This window comes from Mangrovihabitans endophyticus, from assembly GCF_014646155.1.
GTDB classification, from domain to species: Bacteria; Actinomycetota; Actinomycetes; order Mycobacteriales; family Micromonosporaceae; genus Actinoplanes; species Actinoplanes endophyticus.
Genome location: NZ_BMMX01000026.1, coordinates 1 through 20518, shown reverse-complemented (window position 1 = coordinate 20518; position 20518 = coordinate 1). Strand labels below are relative to the sequence as shown.

Below are 20518 nucleotides of genomic sequence, written 5' to 3'. Positions count from 1 at the left end.
GCTGCGACGCGTCCGGGACCGTGTCGGTGGGTCAGTCATCCTCGTAGCGGGCGGTGTTCTCGAAGTGTTCGCGGATTTCGGCGATGGCGCTGACCTGGTCGGGGTCGGTGGTGTGGCCGTTGAGGGAGCGGCCGTGGGCGTGCAGGTAGTGGGGTTGGTCGAGTTCCCAGATCTGGTGGCGCAGGGTGTGCTGGATGGCGTAGCGGTGTTGTTCGCCGAGGCCCCGGGTCCAGATGTGGCCTTCTTCGATGAGGTAGTCGGTGGTGTAGCCGAGGTGGGCGAGGACGGCGTCGAGGTCTGCGGAGGTGGGTTCGTGGTGGTCGTCGGCGCAGCGCTGGCGCTGGGCCGTGGGGCAGATGTCGCAAAGTTCGCGGACGCCCCAGTGGCCGTTGTAGTCGGGGGCGGCGTGGGCGTAGGCGACGCCGCAGGAGGTCTTGCGGAACAGCGGGGTGGTTATGCCGGAGGCGCGCCAGGCGGCGACGACACGGGCGTCGAGGTCGGCGGGCAAGACTTTGCGGCGGGCGTAGTCGTGGGCGTAGGGCACGGCGACGCCGAGGTTGCGCAGGTGGTCGGCGTTTTCGGGTTTGTGGTAGTAGCCGGTGAACACGATGGCGTCGACGTCTCGGCCGGCGTCCAGGACGTGGGCCATGGTGTCGGGGGTGTCGTTCCAGCCGGGGACGATGGGCCGCCAGTAGAGCACCACGCCGGTTCGCTGCTTGTGGCTGGCGGCGGTGCGGATCGAGGTGAGGGTGGTGTTGCTCTTGGCGATCGGTTCGATCCGGGGGTCGGTGATGCCGGAGTAGGTGAACAGCAGCGTGACCCGCAGGTGGCGCAGCTGTTCCAGGGCTGTCATCTCTGCGGTGGTGACCTTGAACCGGGTGATGACCAGGACGTGGTTGGTGAAGCCGCGCTGGTCGAGGGTCTGCAGGACCTGGAACAGGTGGGGTTTGACGCCGGGGAGGAACGGGTCGGTGGCCTTGTTGAACAGCTGGATCGGGGTCACGTGGGGTTGGAAGGCGTGGTGGGTGACGAGTTGCTCGATGGCCTGGTCGGTGGGGCAGAGCAGGTGGGGGATCTTGACGTCGTAGTTGCCCCAGAAGTGGCGGACGCAGTAGCCGCAGTCGAGAGGGCAACCGATGATGTGGTTGAGCGACAGGCCGGATTTGCGGTAGCCGACGATCAGGGCCATGTACGGGTCGAGGTTGGCTTTTGCTTGGTCGGAGAGCATGGGCAGCAGGCGCGGGCCGACGGCGATGGTCATGGTTGGCCTCCTTGGGTGGGCGGGTGCAGCAGGTGCCGGTGGGCGGGGCCGTACCAGATGCCGAATTCGCGTTCGGCGCCGACGGGGTCGTCGGAGGAGTGGATGACGTTCGCGATGAGCCGGTGCTCGGCTTGGGCCTGGCGCAGCGAGTCCTGTCCGAAGCGGCCACGGATCGTCAGCAGCCCAGCGTGGGTGGGGTCGTAGTGGCCGAGCAGGTCGCGCAGGCGGGGTGCTGCGTTGGGGGCGTAGCCGAGGGCGATGCCGACGCGGCGGCCGACGTAGGTGCGGCGTAGGTCGGCGGGGACGTCGACCCAGGTGAAGTGGGCGCGGCGGGTGGTGAGCAGGTCGTCGTAGTGGGCGAAGATTTGCTGCTCGGTGGGGGTGACCAGGCGCTGGTCGACGAGGGTGACTTCGGTGCCGACCCAGGTGAGGACGGGGTCGACGAGGTCGCGGGCGATGCAGTCGGGTTTGAGGAGTACGACGGTCCAGCGGGTCCAGTCGACGTCGATGGCGGTGGTCACGGTGTCACTCCGGCGGGCATCCGGTCGGGCCAGCGTTGTTCGACGAGCCAGCGGTGGCCGGGACGCAGCAAGGCGAGGGCTTCGAGGGCGACAGTTGTCTCGGGGTGGTGGGTGAGTTGCCGGTGGACTTCGAACAGGGCGATCACCTGCGACCAGTAGGGGTCCGGGTCGGCCGAATCGGCGGTGTAGGTGGTCTGGTCGCGCCGGAGCTTCTCTTCCCAGGCCAGGACGGTTCGCAGGTCGTCCCAGCCGGTTGTGGAGGGCATGGTCGCGTGGCCGAGGTCGGGGCGGGCCGGCTCGGCGAGGATGCGTTCGACCCTGGCGAGGTCGAGGGTGTTGATGTGCATGGAACCGACGTGGTGGGTGTAGCTGCCGACCTCGACGCCGAGCAGGCAGGCGGCGAATTCCTGGATGAGGGTGAAGGCGAAGGTGTCGCCGTACAGGCCGATCACGGCGTCGTTGCCGCGCATGTAGGCGATGGCGTGCAGCCGTCCGGCGCGGAGCAGGAACTGCAGGCCGAGGGTGCAGGCGACGTCCGGGTTGGCGGGATCGGCCAGTTCGTCCGGCCGCATGATCAGCACGGTGGCGCGTTTGGTGTCCGGGTCGTCCCGCAGCAACGCCACGACACGGGCGAACTGTGACCGGCCGTCGGGGCCGGTGGGGGCGAACAGGCGAGGACCATACGCGGTGCCGGTCAACGTGGTGCCGTTCTCGGACAGGCCGCGCAGCCGAGGGGCGTAGTGGGCGATCATGTCGAGGTCGTCGCGGCCGGACAGGTACCACAGCGCCTCGGCGTGGTTGAAGACGATGTTCGCCCGGCGAGCGGCAAGGTACGGGGTGCGGGCGATCGGATCTTCGATGGTGAAGCTGACGTTCGGGGTTTCGAGTGCGGTCTTGCCCCTGGCGACCGTGGAGTAGCGGGGTTGGTCGTGGATCTCGCGCAGGACGGCGAGGTAGGCGTCGGTGAAGGTGCCGAAGACCGGGCCGGTGATCATGACAGTCCCTCCAGGACGGTGAGCGCGGCGGCGACCTGGGTAGAGCAGCGGAACGGCTCCAGCAGGGGAAGGCAGCCAGCGATCAGGTCGGCGTGCTCGGCGCTGCCGGCGATCGACTGAATCCAGGTGATCTTGTCGATCACGTCCTCGCTAGTGGTGACTTGCAGGTTGCGGGGTGCGTAGGCGTCGGCGAAGCGGATCTCGGCCGGGGTCAGGGGCAGGCAGCCGGCGAGTAGCGCTTCGAACCAGCGGGAGGTCATGTGCCCGGCGTGTGCGTACCGGTCAGGCAGCAGCAACACGGTGGCCAGGGCATGACGGTGCAGCGTCTCGACCTGCGTGAAGCCGCACCGGCCGGTGAACCGCACGTGGGGCCATCGCTGGGTTCGGGTCCATTTCCCGGCGACCTGGTGGGGCACGCGGGCCGCGGCGGGGGCGAAGTAGCGGTCGAATGCCTCGTCGCGGTCGTACTGGTTCCCGACATAGACCAGCGGAAGCGGTCGGGAGAGGCTGGCGAGCAGTTTCGGGTCGGCTGTGTCCAGCAACGCGTCGGGCACCGGGCAGGGCAGCGACACCGCGCCGGGCGTCGGCGTGAGGGCGAACTCGCCGACCATGACATTGGTCAGCAGCCGCCGAGGGTCGTCACCGGGCAGTTGCCGGTCGAGGTCCCAGATCAGCGTCGGTGTGCCGGCTTCGGTGTAGTGGTCGAACAGGTCGATCTGCCGGTGCAGGTCACAGGTGTGCCCGATGGCGTCACAGTCGGTGGTGTTGCGGCCGGGCAGCGGCCACCGCCACTCGTAGATGACCGCGTCGAGGTCGGGAAAGCCCGGATCCCATCGGTAGCGACCCCACGGTGTCTGCCTGGCCTCGGTCAGATCCCGGTCGGGTTGGAGAAATACGACCGCATGACCGGCCGCGATGAGCCCGTCGATGAACGACCGCCGGTAGGCGCGGGAACCGTCCGGGGTGTCCACGATGCCGTGACCGAGGAAACCCCACATGCTGTAGCCGATACGCATGCATCGAGCAGACCTAACCGGTCCGGGTTCGGGCAGGGGGCGGATGCGGACAACCGGCCTGTCCCCATCGCGGGCGAGGGCGTTGTCGCACGTCCGCGATTTCATCGACAATAGACGTTCCGTTCGGTCCCGATGGTGGTGGCGATGGGCCAGACCCCCAAGCAGTTGCAGCCGGCCCGGTCCGTGCTGCACTTCTTCGGGGCCGAGGTCCGGCGCCTCCGCCTCGCTCGGGGCATGTCGCAGGCTGATCTCGGCGCCGCGTTGTTCGTGCACAAGGACCTGGTCCGCAAGATCGAGTCGGCGGAGCGGATGCCCATCGACGACCTGGTCGACGCCTGCGACCGAGTCCTGGGCGCCGGCGGCGGGCTCTGCCGGCTCATACCGATCCTGCACCGGGAGCGGGTGCTCCGGCTGACCCGAGACACCGTCGGGACGACGGCTGGATTCCGGTCCGAGGCGACCGACCGGCCCGTGCTGGACTGGCTGCTGTCGACGACTCGCGACGCCCGGCGTGCTCGGGACGGCGACGACCGGTCCACCGCGGACCGGCTCCGTGACCTTCGTGGCGCTGACCATCAGCACGGCGCCGGATCCACCTATCCCGACCTCGCCGACGTGCTCACCGATCTCGACGACCTGAGCATCCGGGCGCCGCAGCTCGCGACGGGATGTCTCGAACTCGCCGGCTACGACGCGGTCGACCTCGGCGATGACGGACTCGCCCAACAGCACTATCTGCGGGCGTTGGAGATCGCGACGAGGTCCGCCGATCGTCTCTACGGCGGCTATCTCATCGCGGTCAGCCTCGCCCACCTCGCCCTGCATTGCGGCGACCCGGACCAAGCCGCCCGGCTTGCCGCTGCCGCGCTACGCGGCACCGAACACGCCAGCACACCGGCGGTGCGGGCCGCCTGCCGCACGGTGCTGGCCCGCGCCCACGCCCGGCGCGGCGACGAACCCGCCTGCGCCACCGCCCTGTTACAAGCCGAAGCCGACCTGGCCCGCAGCCGGCCCGGCGACGAGCCTGCCTGGATCGGCTATTTCGGGGAGGCGGACCTGGCCGACGAGAAAGCCCATTGCTTCTTCGACCTCGGACTGCACGAACTCGCCCAACGCGAGGCCACACGAGCGGTCGACCTGCTCGAACCCCACCGGGTTCGCAGGTTGGCCATCGACGCCGCGCTGCACGCCACCTCCCTGGCGCGCAGCCGACAGATCGAGCACGCCTGTGTGGTGGCTCGCCAGGCGATCGACCACGCCGCGACCGTCGCGTCGTTCCGCGCCGCCCACCGCATCGTGCTCATGCTGGCCGAACTACAACCGGACCTCGATCAGCCCGAGGTGCAGGCGGTCACCGAGTACGCACGACTCCGACTGCCGGTGTTGTTCAGCCCGGCACCGCCAGGCCGGCGTCCTTGAGCACGCTCCGGTAGGCGTCGAGCTCCGCCTCCAGCGCCGCCACCAACCCGGTCCCGGACACATAGTGCCCGACGTTCTCCAGCGTCAGCATCTCGACGAGCAGGCCGCGCCCGCGCAGCCCGTCTGCCAGGGCCGTCGTGTCGCCGATGGGCACGATCTGATCCCGTACGCCGTGGATCAGCAGCACTGGCCGGCGCACTTGGTCGGCTCGGACCGCCGAGTCGGGCGAGGCCAGGACCGCGGCGTGCGGGCGCTGGAACCTCGGCGCCGTCGTCGTCCACCGCTGCGGGTCGACGATCGCCGACCGGGCCACCGCCATCGCGAACGGTCCCTCCTCGCAGGCTGCGCGCAACGCCGTGTAGCCGCCAGCGCTGGCCCCGGAGATGAACACCGCCCCCGGTATCGCCCGACCGGCCTCGATCAGATGCTCGGCGACAGCACGACAATCCGCCACGTCGAACCGGCCCCACTGCCCGTCGAGAGCCTTCCGGAACGTACGCCCGTAGCCGGTGCTGCCCCGATAGTCGACATCGACGACCGCGAACCCCCGGCTGGTGAAGAACTGCACCTCACCATCCAGCCGAAGATCGCTGTGGTAGGTCGGCCCAGCGTGCGGGCGCACGATCATCGGCGCGGGACCGGTTTCACCGGACGGCGGGTAGAGGACTGCCGTCACCTGGGCACCGCCGGACTCGACCTGAAGTAGCTGCGGCACCGACACGTCAGCGAACCGGTGATCCGCGCCCGGCCGGACCACTTCCACCCGGCCCGAGCCATCCGCACTGACCAGGGCGATCTCCTGCGTACGGGTCGGCGACGAGCCAATCACCGCGACCCGGTCACCCATCACCGCCAGGAACGGCTTGATCGACGTGTACGGCACAGGCAGCCGCACCATCGCGCCGGAGGACACCACCGCCAACTCGTGCACCGGGCCTCGCTGGACGGTCATCACGATCCGCCCGTCCGGCAGCATCGCGTAGTTGGCGTAGCCGGACTCCCATGGCGCGGTCGCGCACTCGGCCTCAACCAGGGCGACCGGCTCGGTCCGCCCGTCACGCCACCGGTAAAGATTCCACCACCCGGACCGGTCCGACATGAAGTACAGCCACCCATCGACGCCCCACTGCGGCTGGAACGCCGACTCGTCTGGCCCGCCGGCTACGCGTACGGGGCCCACGAGCTGCTCGTCCGGCATGTAGCCCGCCGCCCACACCTCGCTGGAATCCCACGGCATCACACCCCGGTCCCAGCGCACCCAGGCCAGCCGTTCCCCGGACACCCGTGGTGAAGCGAGAAACCCGTCCGTCGCCTCCAGAACCCGCAGCCGTCCAGACGACATCTCGACACCAACCAGGTCATCCCCACTGGCGTCTTCCCGGACGCCCAGCAGCTCAACGCCCGACCAGGTCAGATCCCCGTAGTCATGCGCGGTGGCAGACACCGTGACCGCGCCGGTGAGCTGCCCCGACTCGTCGCACACCCGCACGACCTCACCAGAGGGCAGGACCGCGAACGGCATCCCCCCGTAGGCGTGTAAGCCGCTGCCCACTCCGTCACCAGGCAGAACGGCAACCGACCCGGCCGACCAGGTCACCACCGCATCACGCCCGGCGTCCGGAGACGACTCCACCCAGTACAGCCTGCCGCCGATGCTGGCCAGCCAGTCGTACGAGACACCCGCGCGGGCCACGTCGACAGCCGCCGGCGCTGACCGCCACCTCTCGTCGCTCACCAACGCCTCCACTCCACCCCGCATGCCGGCGACCGATGCGGACACCGCCAGTGTCCGCGCCCCACCGCTGGCGACAACCCCGACCCACCGGATGAATGGAACCCATCGCCTCACCGCTGTACCCGCCGCCCAGGCTGCGGCGGTGAGCGACCACCGCAGACACCGCGACCATGCTCAGCGCCACCGTGCACGAGATCCTCGCCGCGGAAGGCGTTGCGGAACCCATACGTGCCCCCAGTGGGGCACGCAACAGACCCCAATCAACAGCCGATGCTCTGTGCGGATGCTCAGGGTGCCCGGGGCGGGTCTCGAACCCGCACGCCTTGTTAGGGCAGCCGCTTTTAAGGCGGCCGTGTCTGCCGTTCCACCACCCGGGCCAGGTGCAATGCTCACCGTAGCCGCTGCCGCCCGCCCGGCAAGGCACCGGACGGGCGGAATGTGCCCCGAAACGGCGGTTGCGGATCTCAGCGCATTCCTGCACCCACCGGCGCCTCTGCCAGTGGCGGCGTGACCTCGGTGAATTCCTCGCGCGGCTGGTGCAACTGACCGAGCGAAATGGTCTCCCGACGCAACAGGAACGCCAAGGTCCAGTCGACAACAACTCGGACTTTCCGGTTGAACGACGGAATTCGGCTCATGTGATAAGTGCGGTGCATAAACCAGGCGGGCAAGCCCTTCAGCTTCACTCCATAAACCTGCGCGACGCCCTTGTACAGCCCGAGGCTGGCGACGCTTCCGGCGTACTTGTGCCGGTATTCCTTCGGGGCGCCGCCCAGGATCACCTGGCGGATGTTGTCGGCCAGCACGGCAGCCTGCCGCACGGCGTGCTGGGCGCTGGGCGAGCAGTAGGCGCCGGGTTTGGTCAGGTCGGGCACCTGCGCGCAGTCACCGGCGGTCCAGGCGCCGTCGAGCACCCGGTCGCCGTCCACCACCTGCAACGTGGGCAGGGCCGTGATGTGCCCACGAGGTCCGCGGGGCAGGTCGGTGCGGTCCAGCATCGGCGACGGTTTGACGCCCGCCGTCCAGACCAGCGTCTCGGCCCCGAACCGGTCGCCGTCGGACAGCACGATCTCCCCGTCGACGCAGGACTCCAGCCGGGTGCCGAGGCGCAGGTCGATGCCGCGGGCGTCGAGCTGGCGAGCCGCGTACGCGCCCATGTCCGGCCCGACCTCGGGCAGGATCCGGTTGGTCGCCTCCACCAGGACGAACCGGACCTCCTCCGGGTCCAGCTCGGGGTAGTACTTGAGCGCGTCCTTGACCACGTCCTCCATCTCGGCCAACGCCTCGATGCCGGCGTACCCGCCGCCGACGAAGACAAAGGTCAGCGACGCCTTGCGTACGTCGGAATCCGGGGTGACGGCGGCGACGTCGAGCCGGTCGAGGATGTGGTTGCGCAGATAGATGGCCTCGCCGATGGTCTTGAACCCGATGCCCCGCTCACGCAGGCCGGGGATCGGCAGGGTGCGCGACACCGAACCGGGCGCCACGATGATGTGGTCGTACAACATTTCGGTGGTCGGCCCGTCGATGGGCTGGATGGTGACCGTCTTGGTCGCGTGCTCGATCCGGGTGACCTCACCGGAGACGATGCGGCACCGCTGGAGCTCACGGCGCAGCGGCACCACGGAGTGCCGCGGCGAGATGTTGCCGGCCGCCGCCTCCGGGAGGAACGGCTGATAGGTCATGTGCGGCTGCGGGTCGATGACGACGACCTCGGCGCGGCGGGCAGAGAGCTTCTTGGACAGTCGCAGTGCGGCGTACAGCCCCACGTGACCGGCCCCGACGACGACGATACGCTGCGGAATCACGCCTCTATTGTCCGCGCCCGAGGCTCCGGATGCTCGTCGCTGTGACGCAGGACAACCTCATCTGTCAAGTGCCGTGCAGCACATATTTCGCGCAGATTTCAGGCTCGTCGCAGGAGACGCGTGAGCAATAGCGTGGCACCCACCGCGCCGCACAGACCGACCATCGTGGCCACCAGGAACGCGCCACCAGCGAGGGCCGACGCCAGTCCCAGCGCGATCACCGTCAGCACGGCCGAGATCAGCACGACGACCAGCGCGCGCACCCCCCAGGAGCCGACCACGTCCAGGTTCACCACCGCGTCGTACGGCAACACGGCCGCCAGCGCGGTCAACGAATGTCCGAGGTAGAGCAGCGTGGCCACGGACAGCACCCGCCACAGCGCCACCTCGGCGCCGTAGCCGGTGGTGTCGACGATCCAGCCCGCCACCACGACCAGCGCGGACAGCGTGGCGCCGCGACCACGCGGCACCACCGCCGGATAGACCGCCACGATCAGCAGCAGTGCAGCGTACCGGCTGGCCATCAGCGCGGCGGGCCAGGCGACAAGCATGGCGATCGCGCCGCAGACGGCGATGCCGCACCGGAGCAGAAAGGGCGTGAGCGTCGCCCGGTCGACGACCCGGCGCATCCGGGCCAGCCGCGACGTCAGACGGTCGATCATCAGCGGCCTCCTGCGCGCGGCGCCGAGGCCATCCGGGCCACGTCCCGCAGCACCAGGTCCAGGCTTCCGGCGCCCGCCCAGGTCACCACCGGCACGCTGTGTTCCCGCAGACGGCCGAGGACGTTCTCCCGCTCCAGCCGCCACAGCCGGGTGGCCACCGGGGTCCACTGATTACCCTGCGGCGGCTGCACCCCGGCGGGCAGCGTGTCCACCGCCACGGTGTAGCGCCCGGACTGGGTCAGCGAGGCGAGCATGTCGGCGGCGCGTGGGTCGACAAGCGGGGTGAGCACCACGACCAAGGCGTCCGACGAGACGTGGTGCGCCCCGAAGACGTGCTCGTCGGGCACCTGGTCGGTGTTGTCCGCGCGCACGTCCAGCAGCCATTCCAGCACGGTGAGGTATTGCCGGCGGCCGGTCGCGGCGCGCAACCGCCGCGCCGAAGCGCCGTACTCCATCAGCGACACCCGGTCACCGCGCTGCAGATAATGCTCGGCGATCGCGGCGGCGGCCCGCACCGTCGTGTCCAGCACCGAGGCGGCGCCGCCGACACCGCCGGACGCGCCGGCTTCGCCGAGCACATCCAGCAACAACAAGACCTCCGCGTCGCGGTCCGACAGGGTGGCCGCGACGTGCAGGTCACGCGTACGCAGGGAGACCCGCCAGTCGATGCGGCGCAACCGGTCGCCGGGCGCGAACGGACGCACCCCGGCCAGTTCGCCGCCCTCGCCGTGACGGCGTGACCGGTGGTTGCCGACCAGGCCCGCCGCGGCGGGCATCGCCTCGGTGGCGGCGAACGGATCGGTCACCGGGTAGACCCGCACCCGGTGCGGCGGGGTGACCACCGGCCGGCACGCGAGCAGCCCGCCACACGCGGCCACGCGGGCGGCCGCCGGACCGACGTCCTGCCGGCCCCAGCGCAACGCCTCGCCGGACAGGTCCACCGCGGCCCAGCCGTCCCGCGGCACCACGATGCCGAACGGGCGGTCGGCATGATCCAGCCGCAACCACGGCGAGGTCCGGGTGCGCAGCACCACCAGGTCGTACGCGATCACATCGGGGTTTGCCACCACCAAGGAGGCGTCCACCGACCCGCCCTCGACCAGATGCTCGGTGTCCGCGGTGATGGTGACCTCGGGCGCCGACCCCGGCATCCGGCGCAGACCGATCGCCGCGCCGATCGCGAACGGCGCCCCGATCAACACCAGATCCACCCGGCCGAAGGCCACTCCGAGGACCAGCAGCAGACCGGTGAGCAGCACGGTCCGGCCGAGGGCACGCGTCGGCACCCACGCCGGGGCGGGCCAGCCCTCGGCGGTCGGTTCCGCGACGGCACCCGCCTGCGGCTGATCACTCACGCCGGGGCCCACTCCGTGCGGCCGACGGGCTCGATGCCGGGTTGGCAAAGGTTCATTCCGCGTACCCGCCCGCGTACGTCGGCATCGCGCCGCTGGCCGGCGCCGGGACCGCCTGCAGCACCTCGTCGACCACGAACGACGGGTCGACGCGGCGCAGCCACATCTCCGGACGCAGCGTGATGCGGTGCGCCAGCGCGGGCCCCGCGACGTCCTTCACGTCCTCGGGCACCACGAAGTCGCGGCCTGCCATCGCCGCCCGCGCCCGGGCCAGCAGCAGCAACGCGAGCGAACCACGCGGCGACGAGCCGACCAGCGCCGAGGCGTGCTCGCGGGTGGCCCCGGTCAGCGCCACGATGTAGCGCCCGATCGAGTCCTCGACGGCCACCGACTCCAGCGCGGCCTGCATGCGGCGCAACGTCCGCGCGTCCACCACCGGGCTGAGCTGAGCCTCCTCCCGCTGGCGGGCCATCCGGCGGCGCAGCACCTCCCACTCCTCATCGGCGCTGGGGTAGCCGAACGAGACGCGCAGCAGGAACCGGTCGAGCTGAGCCTCGGGCAGCGGATAGGTGCCCTCGTATTCGATCGGGTTCGCGGTGGCCAGCACGTGGAACGGCGGGTCCAGGCGATAGGTCACGCCCTCCACCGACACCTGCTTCTCCTGCATCGCCTCCAGCAGCGCGGCCTGCGTCTTCGGCGGCGTGCGGTTGATCTCGTCGGCGAGCAGCATGTTGGTGAACACCGGCCCGGCACGGAACGCGAAGTCGCCCTTGCGCTGGTCGTACAGGAAGGAACCGGTGACGTCCGCGGGCAGCAGGTCCGGGGTGAACTGGAGGCGGCGGAAATCCAGTCCGAGCGCCTGCGCGAAGGACCGGGCGGTCAGCGTCTTGCCCAGGCCGGGCAGATCTTCCAGCAGCACGTGCCCGCCGGCCAGGATGCCGGCCAACACCAGTTCGAGCGGGGCGCGCTTGCCCACCACCACGCTGCCGACGGAGTCCAGCACCGCGCCGGCCAGCCGTCCCACCTCGTACGGCGGCAGCGGCTCAACGCCTGCGTCCGTCACAGATCCACTCCTCACAGTTGTTCCATCGTTTCCACGTAACCGGCCAGGTCCCGCGGTTTGGGCGGCTTCCCGCTCGGGTCGCCGAGCGTCCGCCACAGCGGGTCGCCCAGAAGCTCCCGTGCCCGCCGGGGATCGGTGGACCGGGTGATGCCGTGCCGCAGGCGCAGCCGCTCGTCGGCCAGCTCGGCCAGTACGGGCAGCACGTTACGCGAGAATCGTTTCGGATCCGATTGCGCCCATTCCAGGCTGCGTTCCCAGCGGCGCACCGCGGCGCGCAGCGAGTCGGCCCCGTCCCAGCGGTAGTCGCCGCTCTCCTCGCCGCGGCGGTCGGACCGGCGCTTGGGCGTGGGCGGCGGCGCCACCTCGCTCACCGCGAACATCAGCAGCCGCAGGGCAACGAACGCGGACACGATCAGCAGCAACGGCACCTTGATGCCGCTCGCGTGCAGCCCGGCCACCGTGACCACGGTGGCGATCGCGATCAGCGCGACGTTGCGCAGCACCCACAGGGCCGGCGAGCGGCGCTTCGGCGCCGGCTCGGGCGCCTCCTCCGCAGCGGGCGGCTCCGGCTCGAAGGCGAAGAGCTCCTCCAGGCCGCCCGGCTCGTCCCGGCCGCTCATCCGGTCACCGCCGTGGCCCCGAGGTCGGCGCGCAGGCGTGCCAGCGCGTCCCGCGCCTGTGCGCGCATCTGATCGTCCACCGAGCGTGTCGCGTACCGGGCCTGCCGGTAGACCTCGGCCATCGCGGCGAGCAGGCGGGCGTCCACCTGCTGCTCGGCCAGCAGGCGCCCGACCAGGTCGGCCGGGGTGTCACCGGGGTGACGCGTGGTGCCCGCCGCAGCCGCCGCCTGCTCCAGGCGTACCCAGCAGGCGATCACCGCGCGGCGCGGATCGCGGTCGGTGTCGGACAACTCCTCCAGGCCGGCGTCGAGGGCCGCGACCACTTCCTCCGCGGTCCGGTTGGGTTCACGCCGCGGCGCACGCCGGCCGCTGCGCCGCATCGCCCGCCGCATCTGGTCACGCACGATCGCCGTGACGGCCACGACCACGACGGCGAACGCGAGCACCACGAGCACGACGAGGGCGGCGGTGCCGACCCAGTCGGGAAGCCCGTCGGCGGCTTCCGGAGTCGGAGCCGAAGTCGGCGCGGCCGCCGTCGCGTCCGGCGCGGGCGGGAGCAGCGGGGGCGGTGTGGCCGTCGGCGGCGGGTTCGGGTCGAACCGGTCCAACTGCGGAGCCGAGCGGGTGGCCGCCAGCGAGGTGAGAAAGAGCAGCCCGAGCACGGCGGCCAGCGGCCACCAACGACGGACTACAGCGAGATCCACTCGACTTCCTCACACGACCGGTTGCGCACGCATCATGCCAGGCCCGCACGGTGTCGCGCATTCGCCAGCACGTCGTCAATCATGGCGGGGGTCAGGCGGCCGGTAAAAGTATTCTGCTGGCTGACGTGGAAACACCCCAGCAGATCCGGCGCGCCGGGCACGCTGACCAGGGTGCCATGCCCGAACTTCGGCCGCGGCACGGGCGGGGATAGGGAATAGACGGCGCGCGCCACGGGCCACCACGCCGCCCACGCGAACGCGCCGAGCGCCACCACCACCTTCAGCGTGGGACGGATCAACGCCACCTCCCGGTGCAGCCACGGCGCGCACGCATCGCGCTCGGCAGGTGACGGCTTGTTGCCCGGCGGGGCGCAACGGACGGCGGCGAAGATCCGGGTGTGCCGCAGGGTCAGCCCGTCGTCGGCAGCAACGCTGGTGGGTTGATTGGCCAGGCCGGCCCGGTGCAGGGCGGCGAACAGCACGTCACCGGAGCGGTCACCGGTGAACACGCGCCCGGTACGGTTGCCACCGTGCGCGGCGGGCGCGAGGCCGAGAATGGCGATCTCCGCGTCCGGCGGCCCGAACCCGGGCACCGGGCGCCCCCAGTAGTCCTGATCCCGGAAGGCGGCACGCTTGACGGCGGCGACCTCTTCACGCCAGCCGACCAGGCGGGGACAGGCGAAGCAGTCGGCGACGGCGGCGTCGAGCCGGGACAGGTCATCGATGGCCGCGGCGGCGGTGACGACGTCGGCGGGCGTGCGGCTGACCACGCCCTCAGCAGATCACACCGGTACGCGCAGCCGGGAGCCACCCCGCCCCGTGACGTCCCGCCCCGCAACCGCCCGCCGCCCCGCAGCCCCGCAACCGCCCCGCAGCCCCGCAACCGCCCCGCAGTCGCCCCGCCGCCCCGCAGTCGCCCCGCCGCCCCGCAACCTCCCCGTCGATCTTGAACTAACGGTGCCTGATAACCACCCCTAAAGGCCGTTATGTCGCCACACAAACTCCAAGATCGTTCCGCGCCACGCCTCTCGGCTCATCGATCTTGGACTTTGCGTGGCGACATAAGGGGTGGCAGCACCTCAAAACCGGCACAGGAAGTCCAAGATCGACGGTGCAGCCGCGGGGCGACGGTGGGGCGGCGGCGCGGCCTGGGGGCGACGGCGCGGCCCGGGGGGGGGGCGACGGCGCGGCCGGGGGGACCGCGGGGCGACGGCGCGGCCGGGGGCGACAGGGTGCGGGTGGCTATACGGCCAAGCCCCACGCGATGCCGTCGAGGATGTCGTGCTCGCTCGCCACCACCGAGGCGTGGCCCGAGCAGTCCATGATCGTACGCAGAATCAGCGCGCCCGCCCCGATCACGTCCGCACGCCCCGGGTGCATCACCGGCAACGCCCGGCGTTCCGCCACCGTGCCCGCCAGCAGGTCCGCCGTCACCCTCGCGACCGCGTCCCGGCTCACCCGGGCATGGTGGATGGCCGACGCCTCGTACGTCGGCAGGCCGAGGGCCAGCCCCGTCACAGTGGTGACCGAGCCGGCCAGTCCGACCAGGGTGTGCGCCGCGCGGCCGGAGACCGCCGCAAGCGCCCCGGTCACCGCCTCCACGATGTCCTTCTCCGCGGCCGCGATCTCCGACGCCGACGGCGGATCCGAGCGCAGGTGCCGTTCGGTCATCCGGACGCAACCGACATCCACGCTCATCGCGTGGTCAACGGTGGAACGCCCGGTCACGAACTCGGTGGAACCCCCGCCGATGTCGACCACCAGGTACGGCGGGTCGGCGGGCAGGCCGTGCACGGCCCCGGCGAACGACAGCCGCGCCTCCTCGTCCCCGCTGATCACCTCCGGGTCGACGTCGAGCACGCTGCGGACCATCCGCCGGAAGTCGGCGGCGTTGGACGCGTCCCGGGAGGCGCTGGTGGCGCACATGCGCACCCGCCGCACGCCCGCTTCCGCGATCTCCGCGGCGTACCGCACCAGCGCCTGCCGCGTCCGCTCGATCGCCTCCGGCGCGAGCATGCCGGTGCGGTCCACGCCCTCGCCCAGCCGGACGATCTCCATCCGGCGGGCGACGTCGGTCAGCGCCCCGTCGGCCACGTCGGCGATGAGCAGGCGCACGGAGTTGGTGCCGCAGTCGATCGACGCGACCCTCACAGGTGCAGCAGCATTCTCGTGTTTCCCAACGTGTTGGGTTTGACCCGTTCCAGATCGAGGAATTCGGCCACGCCTTCGTCGTACGAGCGCAGCAACTGCTCGTAGACCGCATGCGGCACGGGCGCGCCGTCGATCTCGGCGAAGCCGAAGGCGCCGAAGAACCCGGTCTCGAAGGTCAGGCAGAACACCCGTGCGACGCCCAGCCGACGGGCCATGGTCAGCAGTTCGGCGACGACCCGATGGCCGATCCGCTGACCCCGGCACTGCGGCGCGACCGCCACCGTGCGGATTTCGGCGAGATCTTCCCACATCACGTGCAGGGCGCCGCACCCGACCACCCGGTCCTCCGCGTCGCAGGCCACCCAGAATTCCGGGACCTGCTCGTACAGCGTGACGGTGGCCTTGCTGAGCAGCCGCCGGTCGGCGGTGTAGGTGTCGACCAGGTCGCGGATGCCGCGTACGTCGGAGGTGCGGGCCTGCCGGATGGTGATGGTCATCCTGGTGTCTCGCGGGGCACGCACGGGCCGCCCTCCCACCACGGCCCGATCGCCTCAAGCACCTCGTCGCCGAACGGGTTCACGCCGGGACCGGCGGCCAGCGCGTGACCGAGGTGCACGTGCAGGCATTTGACCCGGGTGGGCATGCCACCAGCGGACACCCCGTCGATCTCCGGCACCTCGGCGATGGCCGCCCGCCGGGTCAGATAATCCTCGTGCGCCGTTCGGTACGCCTGAGCCAGCTCCGGGTCGGTGGACAGCCGGTCCTGCATGGCGCGCATCAGGCCGGCCGATTCCAGACGGCTGCACGCGGCGGTGGCGTGCGGACAGGTCAGGTAATACAGCGTCGGGAACGGGGTGCCGTCGCTCAGACGCGGCGCGGTCTCCACCACGTCCGGGTTCCCGCAGGGGCATCGGTGCGCGACCGCGCGGGTGGCGCGCGGACGCCGGCCCAGTTGACGGTGCACGACGTCGAGATCCCGGTTCACCGGATCCTGGTTCACTGGCGGGGCTCCGCATTGGCTGCTTCGACGCTCGACCAGAGCGTGTCGTACCAGCGGTCGTCGCTGACCGCCGGCGGTGTGGCGCCCGCGTCACGGGCGGCGCCGGCCTCGTCCCGGTAGACGAGCAGCGGCACCTCGCCGGGCTCCACATAGAACAATCGTTCCCGGGCTTGGATCCGCACATACTCCGGGTCCTGCCACTTGTCGACCTCTTCGGCCTTCTCGGCGATCACCGCGCGCTGGTCTGCCTGGTCACGTTCCATCTGGGCGATCCGTGACTCCTGCGCCAGATAGACCCGGACCGGGTAGGTGTAGCCGAGCGCGAGCGCGACAAGCACGATCACCAGTACCGTGGCCCGCCCGGTGAATGCTCGCGGGCGGGTGGCCACGGTTCGCTTGGTCGCGCCGGTGGCCCCGGTGCGCCGGGCCGCGGCCGGACGCACCCGGGAGGCCGGGAGGCGCGTGACGCCGGCCCGAGGCTCTATCCGGGTGCGGACCGTCTCACGGGTACGCGTCCGGGTGGTCGTCGGACGCGCGGTGGCGCCCGGACGACGGGACGGCCCCTGCCCGCTCGGCGTACGGCGCTGCGTCATCCCTGCCCCTCCCACTCACCGGAATTGCGGCATCCGACGCAGAGAAACTATTCCCTGCCTTGCGGATGCCACAACTCCATGATCCGGCGTAAGGGGCTTATGCGGTGCGGTAACGGGGGAACGCGCCCACACCGGCGTAACGCGCGGCGTCGCCCAGCTCCTCCTCGATGCGCAGGAGCTGGTTGTACTTGGCGACGCGGTCCGACCGGGCCGGGGCGCCGGTCTTGATCTGGCCGCTGCCGACCGCGACGGCCAGGTCGGCGATGGTGGTGTCCTCGGTCTCACCGGAACGGTGGCTGATCATCGTCTTGAAGCCGGCCCGGTGCGACATGTCCACGGCGTCCAGCGTCTCGGTCAGCGAGCCGATCTGGTTCACCTTCACCAGCACCGCGTTGGCCGCGCTCTCGGTGATGCCCCGGCCGATGCGGGTCGGGTTGGTGACGAACAGGTCGTCGCCGACGATCTGCAGCCGCTCGCCGAGCTGGGCGGTCATCGCCGACCAGCCGGCCCAGTCCTCCTCCGCCAGCGGGTCCTCGATCGACACGATCGGGTACGAGTCGGCCAGCTTGGCGTAGTAGGTGACCATCTCGTCGGCCGACTTCGGCGCGCCCTCGAACACGTACGCGCCGTCTTTGTAGAACTCGGTCGCGGCGACGTCCATCGCCAGCACGATGTCGGTGCCCAGGGTGAAGCCGGCCGCGCCGACCGCCTCGGCGATCAGGTCCAGGGCGGAAGCGTTGGACGGCAGGCTCGGCGCGAAGCCGCCCTCGTCGCCCAGGCCGGTGGCGAGGCCCTTCTTCTTCAGCACGGACTTCAGCGCGTGGTAGACCTCGGCGCCGGCGCGCAGCGCCTCGCGGAAGGTCGGCGCGCCGACCGGGGCGATCATGAACTCCTGGACGTCGACGTTCGAGTCGGCGTGCGCGCCGCCGTTCAGGATGTTCATCATCGGCACCGGCAGCAGGTGCGCGTTCGGCCCGCCGATGTAGCGGAACAACGGCAGCTCGGCGCTCAGCGCGGCGGCCTTGGCCACCGCGAGGGACACCCCGAGGATGGCGTTCGCACCCAGCTCGGACTTCTCCGCGGTGCCGTCGATGTCGAGCATCTTCTCGTCGATCAGGCGCTGCTCGCTGGCCTCGAACCCGATCAGCTCCTCGGCGATCCGGTCCTCGACGTTGCTGACCGCCTTCTCCACGCCCTTACCCAGGTAACGGCCCTTGTCGCCGTCACGGAGTTCGAGCGCCTCGAAGGCGCCGGTGGACGCGCCGGACGGAACCGCCGCGCGGCCGATCGTGCCGTCGTCGAGACCGACCTCGACCTCGATGGTCGGGTTGCCCCGGGAGTCGAGAATCTCTCGGGCGACGATCGCTTCGATGGTGGCCATGTCGTGTCGCTCCTCGTTTCGTGTGTGCGGATTTCTCAGATCACCGCGGTTGCGCGGATTCTCCGTCCGCTGCGTGTGGGCGGATTCTCAGACCGCGACCCTGCGGCCGACCACGCGCTAGAGCGTATCGGGCCGCCCGAGCGCGGGCCGCGCATACCCTCAGGACCGCCGCCGACCTGCCGATCGGCAAGGTCACCATGACCAGTTCACCGCTTCCGCAGCCCGGTTCGCTCATCGAGCTCAGCACGCCGCCGCCGGCCCACGCGGAGGATGCGCCGTTTTCCGGACCGTACGCCGGTACGCGCGTGATCCGCGCCGACGGCAGCGTCCTGACCCTGTCGCTGCCGCTGGCCCACGTGCCCGGGACCGGGACGCCGGTCACGCTGCGCTGGCCGGCCGGTCCACGTGGACGGTACGTGGTGCCGGGCTCGGTCACCCGGGTGGACGAGAACCGCTTCGACGTGACCCTGACCGGCGCCGTCGAGGTGGAGCAGCAACGTCACTTCGTGCGGGGCGGCGGCGGCGAGCCGGTGCTGCTGCACCGACCCGACCTGCCGGACGCCACGGGGTTCATCCGGGACATCAGCGAACGCTCCGTACGTGCGCACTTCCGTGGCGTCGACGTGCACGAGGGCGACGAGGTCTGCCTGCGGGTGGCGCTGGATCTGGACCTGGTCGACCTGCACGCGGTCGTCACCAAGGTCGCCGGGCTGCCGCAGAAGGTGCCCGAGCGCGGACCGGCGTCGGTGGAACTGGTCGCGGTGTTTACCGAGAGCGAACCGCACGCGCAAACCATCCGCCGGTACGTGCTTCGCCTGCAGATGCTGGCACGGGCACGCACCGGGTGACGCATCGACGGATTCTGGTTTGCGCGGGCTTGCGCGCATCGGCTTAGGTGTGCATCGTGCGCCTTCCCTCCGCGTTGACCGCCGCCGCCGGCATGCTCGCCGCGGCGGTGACCGTGGCCGGCTGCGGCGATCTCGGGGAGTCCGCGGCGGCGCAGGGCATCGCCCGCAATGACTTGATCTCCGAAGTGGCCACTCAGCTCGGCACCGCGCAGACGCTCACCTATTCGGCGACCTACCGGCTGGCCGACGGCCAAACAGCGTCGATCGCGCAGGCACAACGGCCACGCCGCACCGCACTGGTGCATCCCGGTGGCCGCTGGATCGTCACCGACGACGCGGTGACCACCTGCGTGCAGCAGGATCGCGACCTCGACTGCACGATCACCACCCGGTCGGAGCAATCCCCCACGGATCCGGCAGCATCGGCCGCCGCCGCACCATCGGCCACCGCCGGACCGGCGAGCGGCGAGCCGTCGGCTCCCGGACCGTCCAGTGCCGGGCCGTCGGCTCCCGGACCCTCCAGTGCCGGGCCGTCCGCTCCCGGACCGTCCAGCGGGCCCTCGGCTCCCGGGCCGTCAAGCGGGCCCTCGGCTCCCGGGCCGTCCAGCGGGCCCTCGGCTCCTGGGCCGTCCAGCGGGCCGTCGGCTTCGGCGGCGGGTGCGCCGCCCTCGTCCGGCACCGGCGGCGTCGACGCGGAGGCCGTCGCGGAGGCCGCCCGGACCGGCATGATCATGCCGGCCACGGTCCTCGCCCTGCTGAACGCCGCAGCACTCGATTCCGACGTGGACGTCGAGCAGCACGACACCACGATCGCCGGTCACCACGCGACGTGCATCACCCTCGATCGGGTGGTCGGCGGCCCGATCGCCCGGTTCGGCGCATGCGTCACCACCGAGGGCGCCCTCGGCAGTTTCACCGGGGTTCTCGACGGCAAGACGGTGGACGTCGCCATGACCCACTACTCCGACCGGACGGACAGCGACGCCTTCGTCCCACCCCGCTACGCCCGCACCGTCGACCACCGCAACTCGGAGCGCTGACCCCCCCGGGCCCGTCCTGCCGTGCCCGCCCGCCCCGCCCCGCCCGCCTCCGCCGCGCCGTGCCGTGCCGCGCCCGCCGCGCCGCGCCCCGCCCGGACCGCCGCGCCCGCCCCGTCGATCTTGGACTTAAGGTGCCCATTCCGGCACGCCATTACCGACTTGTCCGACCACGAAGTCCAAGATCGATGGGGCGTCCAGGGCGCGGCGGAGTGATCTTGAACTTTGTGTGCCCGATCTGGTGCACCATAACCGACCTGTCCGACCCGCAACTCCAAGATCTGTGAGTGTTGGTGTCAAGTGGTGGCTTGGAGGGTGCGCCAGATTTGGCGGGCTATGTAGCGTTTGAGGC

20 protein-coding genes and 1 tRNA gene are annotated in these 20518 nt (G+C 70.9%); 3 read left to right on the top strand and 18 right to left on the bottom strand.

What is annotated here, in order from left to right:
* Positions 1–31: 31 nt before the first annotated feature.
* The 4 genes from IEY73_RS23115 to IEY73_RS23100 are packed head-to-tail and all read right to left on the bottom strand — an operon-like array spanning position 32 to position 3793.
* On the bottom strand, positions 32–1261 hold the full coding sequence (locus tag IEY73_RS23115) for a hypothetical protein (RefSeq protein WP_189081397.1): 1230 nt from the start codon (positions 1259–1261) through the stop codon (positions 32–34).
* On the bottom strand, positions 1258–1782 hold the full coding sequence (locus tag IEY73_RS23110) for a nucleoside-diphosphate kinase (RefSeq protein ID WP_229716065.1): 525 nt from the start codon (positions 1780–1782) through the stop codon (positions 1258–1260). Before IEY73_RS23110 ends, IEY73_RS23115 begins: the two co-directional genes overlap by 4 nt.
* Positions 1779–2777: a thymidylate synthase gene (locus IEY73_RS23105; protein WP_189081396.1), complete on the bottom strand. Its 999-nt coding sequence runs from the start codon at positions 2775–2777 to the stop codon at positions 1779–1781. Before IEY73_RS23105 ends, IEY73_RS23110 begins: the two co-directional genes overlap by 4 nt.
* On the bottom strand, positions 2774–3793 hold the full coding sequence (locus tag IEY73_RS23100; protein ID WP_189081395.1) for a hypothetical protein: 1020 nt from the start codon (positions 3791–3793) through the stop codon (positions 2774–2776). Before IEY73_RS23100 ends, IEY73_RS23105 begins: the two co-directional genes overlap by 4 nt.
* A 144-nt stretch (positions 3794–3937) precedes the next feature.
* On the opposite strand from IEY73_RS23100, the gene IEY73_RS23095 reads away from it, so the two are divergent.
* On the top strand, positions 3938–5212 hold the full coding sequence (locus IEY73_RS23095) for a helix-turn-helix domain-containing protein (protein ID WP_189081394.1): 1275 nt from the start codon (positions 3938–3940) through the stop codon (positions 5210–5212).
* Here IEY73_RS23095 and IEY73_RS33720 read toward each other — a convergent pair.
* From IEY73_RS33720 to eno, 14 genes are all read right to left on the bottom strand, one after another.
* Positions 5181–6947 (bottom strand): S9 family peptidase, encoded by a 1767-nt coding sequence (locus IEY73_RS33720; RefSeq protein WP_229716064.1) that lies wholly within the window; start codon positions 6945–6947, stop codon positions 5181–5183. The genes IEY73_RS23095 and IEY73_RS33720 overlap by 32 nt on opposite strands.
* Before the next feature lie 293 nt (positions 6948–7240).
* Positions 7241–7324 (bottom strand) — tRNA-Leu (locus tag IEY73_RS23085).
* Between the two features lie 87 nt (positions 7325–7411).
* The gene (locus tag IEY73_RS23080; RefSeq protein WP_189081393.1) at positions 7412–8755 is read right to left on the bottom strand and encodes an NAD(P)/FAD-dependent oxidoreductase; all 1344 of its coding nucleotides are present in this window, start codon (positions 8753–8755) and stop codon (positions 7412–7414) included.
* A gap of 98 nt (positions 8756–8853) precedes the next feature.
* Positions 8854–9417, bottom strand: coding sequence for a hypothetical protein (locus IEY73_RS23075; protein WP_189081392.1), 564 nt, complete (start codon positions 9415–9417; stop codon positions 8854–8856).
* Positions 9417–10772 (bottom strand): DUF58 domain-containing protein, encoded by a 1356-nt coding sequence (locus IEY73_RS23070; RefSeq protein WP_189081391.1) that lies wholly within the window; start codon positions 10770–10772, stop codon positions 9417–9419. The genes IEY73_RS23075 and IEY73_RS23070 overlap by 1 nt, the downstream gene beginning before the upstream one ends.
* Before the next feature lie 52 nt (positions 10773–10824).
* Positions 10825–11832, bottom strand: a complete 1008-nt coding sequence (locus tag IEY73_RS23065) for an AAA family ATPase (RefSeq protein WP_189081390.1) — start codon at positions 11830–11832, stop codon at positions 10825–10827.
* An 11-nt stretch (positions 11833–11843) separates the two neighbouring features.
* A complete protein-coding gene (locus IEY73_RS23060; protein ID WP_189081389.1) occupies positions 11844–12452 on the bottom strand; it encodes a hypothetical protein in 609 nt (202 codons plus the stop codon).
* Positions 12449–13156 carry a DUF4129 domain-containing protein gene (locus tag IEY73_RS23055; protein ID WP_189081388.1) on the bottom strand — a complete coding sequence of 236 codons (708 nt, stop codon included), beginning with the start codon at positions 13154–13156 and terminating at the stop codon, positions 12449–12451. The genes IEY73_RS23060 and IEY73_RS23055 overlap by 4 nt, the downstream gene beginning before the upstream one ends.
* Before the next feature lie 32 nt (positions 13157–13188).
* Positions 13189–13926 carry a uracil-DNA glycosylase gene (locus IEY73_RS23050; protein ID WP_189081387.1) on the bottom strand — a complete coding sequence of 246 codons (738 nt, stop codon included), beginning with the start codon at positions 13924–13926 and terminating at the stop codon, positions 13189–13191.
* A 472-nt stretch (positions 13927–14398) separates the two neighbouring features.
* Positions 14399–15307 carry a Ppx/GppA phosphatase family protein gene (locus tag IEY73_RS23045; RefSeq protein ID WP_189081386.1) on the bottom strand — a complete coding sequence of 303 codons (909 nt, stop codon included), beginning with the start codon at positions 15305–15307 and terminating at the stop codon, positions 14399–14401.
* Positions 15304–15804: an amino-acid N-acetyltransferase gene (locus tag IEY73_RS23040; RefSeq protein WP_189081385.1), complete on the bottom strand. Its 501-nt coding sequence runs from the start codon at positions 15802–15804 to the stop codon at positions 15304–15306. Before IEY73_RS23040 ends, IEY73_RS23045 begins: the two co-directional genes overlap by 4 nt.
* A complete protein-coding gene (locus IEY73_RS23035) occupies positions 15801–16307 on the bottom strand; it encodes a DUF501 domain-containing protein (RefSeq protein ID WP_189081384.1) in 507 nt (168 codons plus the stop codon). The genes IEY73_RS23040 and IEY73_RS23035 overlap by 4 nt, the downstream gene beginning before the upstream one ends.
* Entirely contained in the window at positions 16304–16900 is a 597-nt protein-coding gene (locus tag IEY73_RS23030) for an FtsB family cell division protein (RefSeq protein ID WP_189081383.1), read from the bottom strand. The genes IEY73_RS23035 and IEY73_RS23030 overlap by 4 nt, the downstream gene beginning before the upstream one ends.
* 97 nt (positions 16901–16997) lie before the next feature.
* The gene (gene eno / locus IEY73_RS23025; RefSeq protein WP_189081382.1) at positions 16998–18281 is read right to left on the bottom strand and encodes a phosphopyruvate hydratase; all 1284 of its coding nucleotides are present in this window, start codon (positions 18279–18281) and stop codon (positions 16998–17000) included.
* Positions 18282–18478: 197 nt separating this feature from the next.
* Here eno and IEY73_RS23020 point away from each other — a divergent pair, with 197 nt between their 5' ends.
* The gene (locus IEY73_RS23020; protein WP_189081381.1) at positions 18479–19129 is read left to right on the top strand and encodes a hypothetical protein; all 651 of its coding nucleotides are present in this window, start codon (positions 18479–18481) and stop codon (positions 19127–19129) included.
* A gap of 56 nt (positions 19130–19185) precedes the next feature.
* Positions 19186–20169, top strand: coding sequence for a hypothetical protein (locus tag IEY73_RS23015; RefSeq protein WP_189081380.1), 984 nt, complete (start codon positions 19186–19188; stop codon positions 20167–20169).
* Positions 20170–20518: the final 349 nt, after the last annotated feature.

Bases quoted from the DNA above. Each gene is read 5' to 3' on its own strand.
- IEY73_RS23115 (WP_189081397.1), bottom strand. From the start codon at position 1,261: ATGACCATCGCCGTCGGCCCGCGCCTGCTGCCCATGCTCTCCGACCAA.
- IEY73_RS23105 (WP_189081396.1), bottom strand. From the start codon at position 2,777: ATGATCACCGGCCCGGTCTTCGGCACCTTCACCGACGCCTACCTCGCC.
- IEY73_RS23100 (WP_189081395.1), bottom strand. From the start codon at position 3,793: ATGCGTATCGGCTACAGCATGTGGGGTTTCCTCGGTCACGGCATCGTG.
- IEY73_RS23095 (WP_189081394.1), top strand. From the start codon at position 3,938: ATGGGCCAGACCCCCAAGCAGTTGCAGCCGGCCCGGTCCGTGCTGCAC.
- IEY73_RS23075 (WP_189081392.1), bottom strand. From the start codon at position 9,417: ATGATCGACCGTCTGACGTCGCGGCTGGCCCGGATGCGCCGGGTCGTC.
- IEY73_RS23060 (WP_189081389.1), bottom strand. From the start codon at position 12,452: ATGAGCGGCCGGGACGAGCCGGGCGGCCTGGAGGAGCTCTTCGCCTTC.
- IEY73_RS23040 (WP_189081385.1), bottom strand. From the start codon at position 15,804: ATGACCATCACCATCCGGCAGGCCCGCACCTCCGACGTACGCGGCATC.
- IEY73_RS23030 (WP_189081383.1), bottom strand. From the start codon at position 16,900: ATGACGCAGCGCCGTACGCCGAGCGGGCAGGGGCCGTCCCGTCGTCCG.
- eno (WP_189081382.1), bottom strand. From the start codon at position 18,281: ATGGCCACCATCGAAGCGATCGTCGCCCGAGAGATTCTCGACTCCCGG.
- IEY73_RS23020 (WP_189081381.1), top strand. From the start codon at position 18,479: ATGACCAGTTCACCGCTTCCGCAGCCCGGTTCGCTCATCGAGCTCAGC.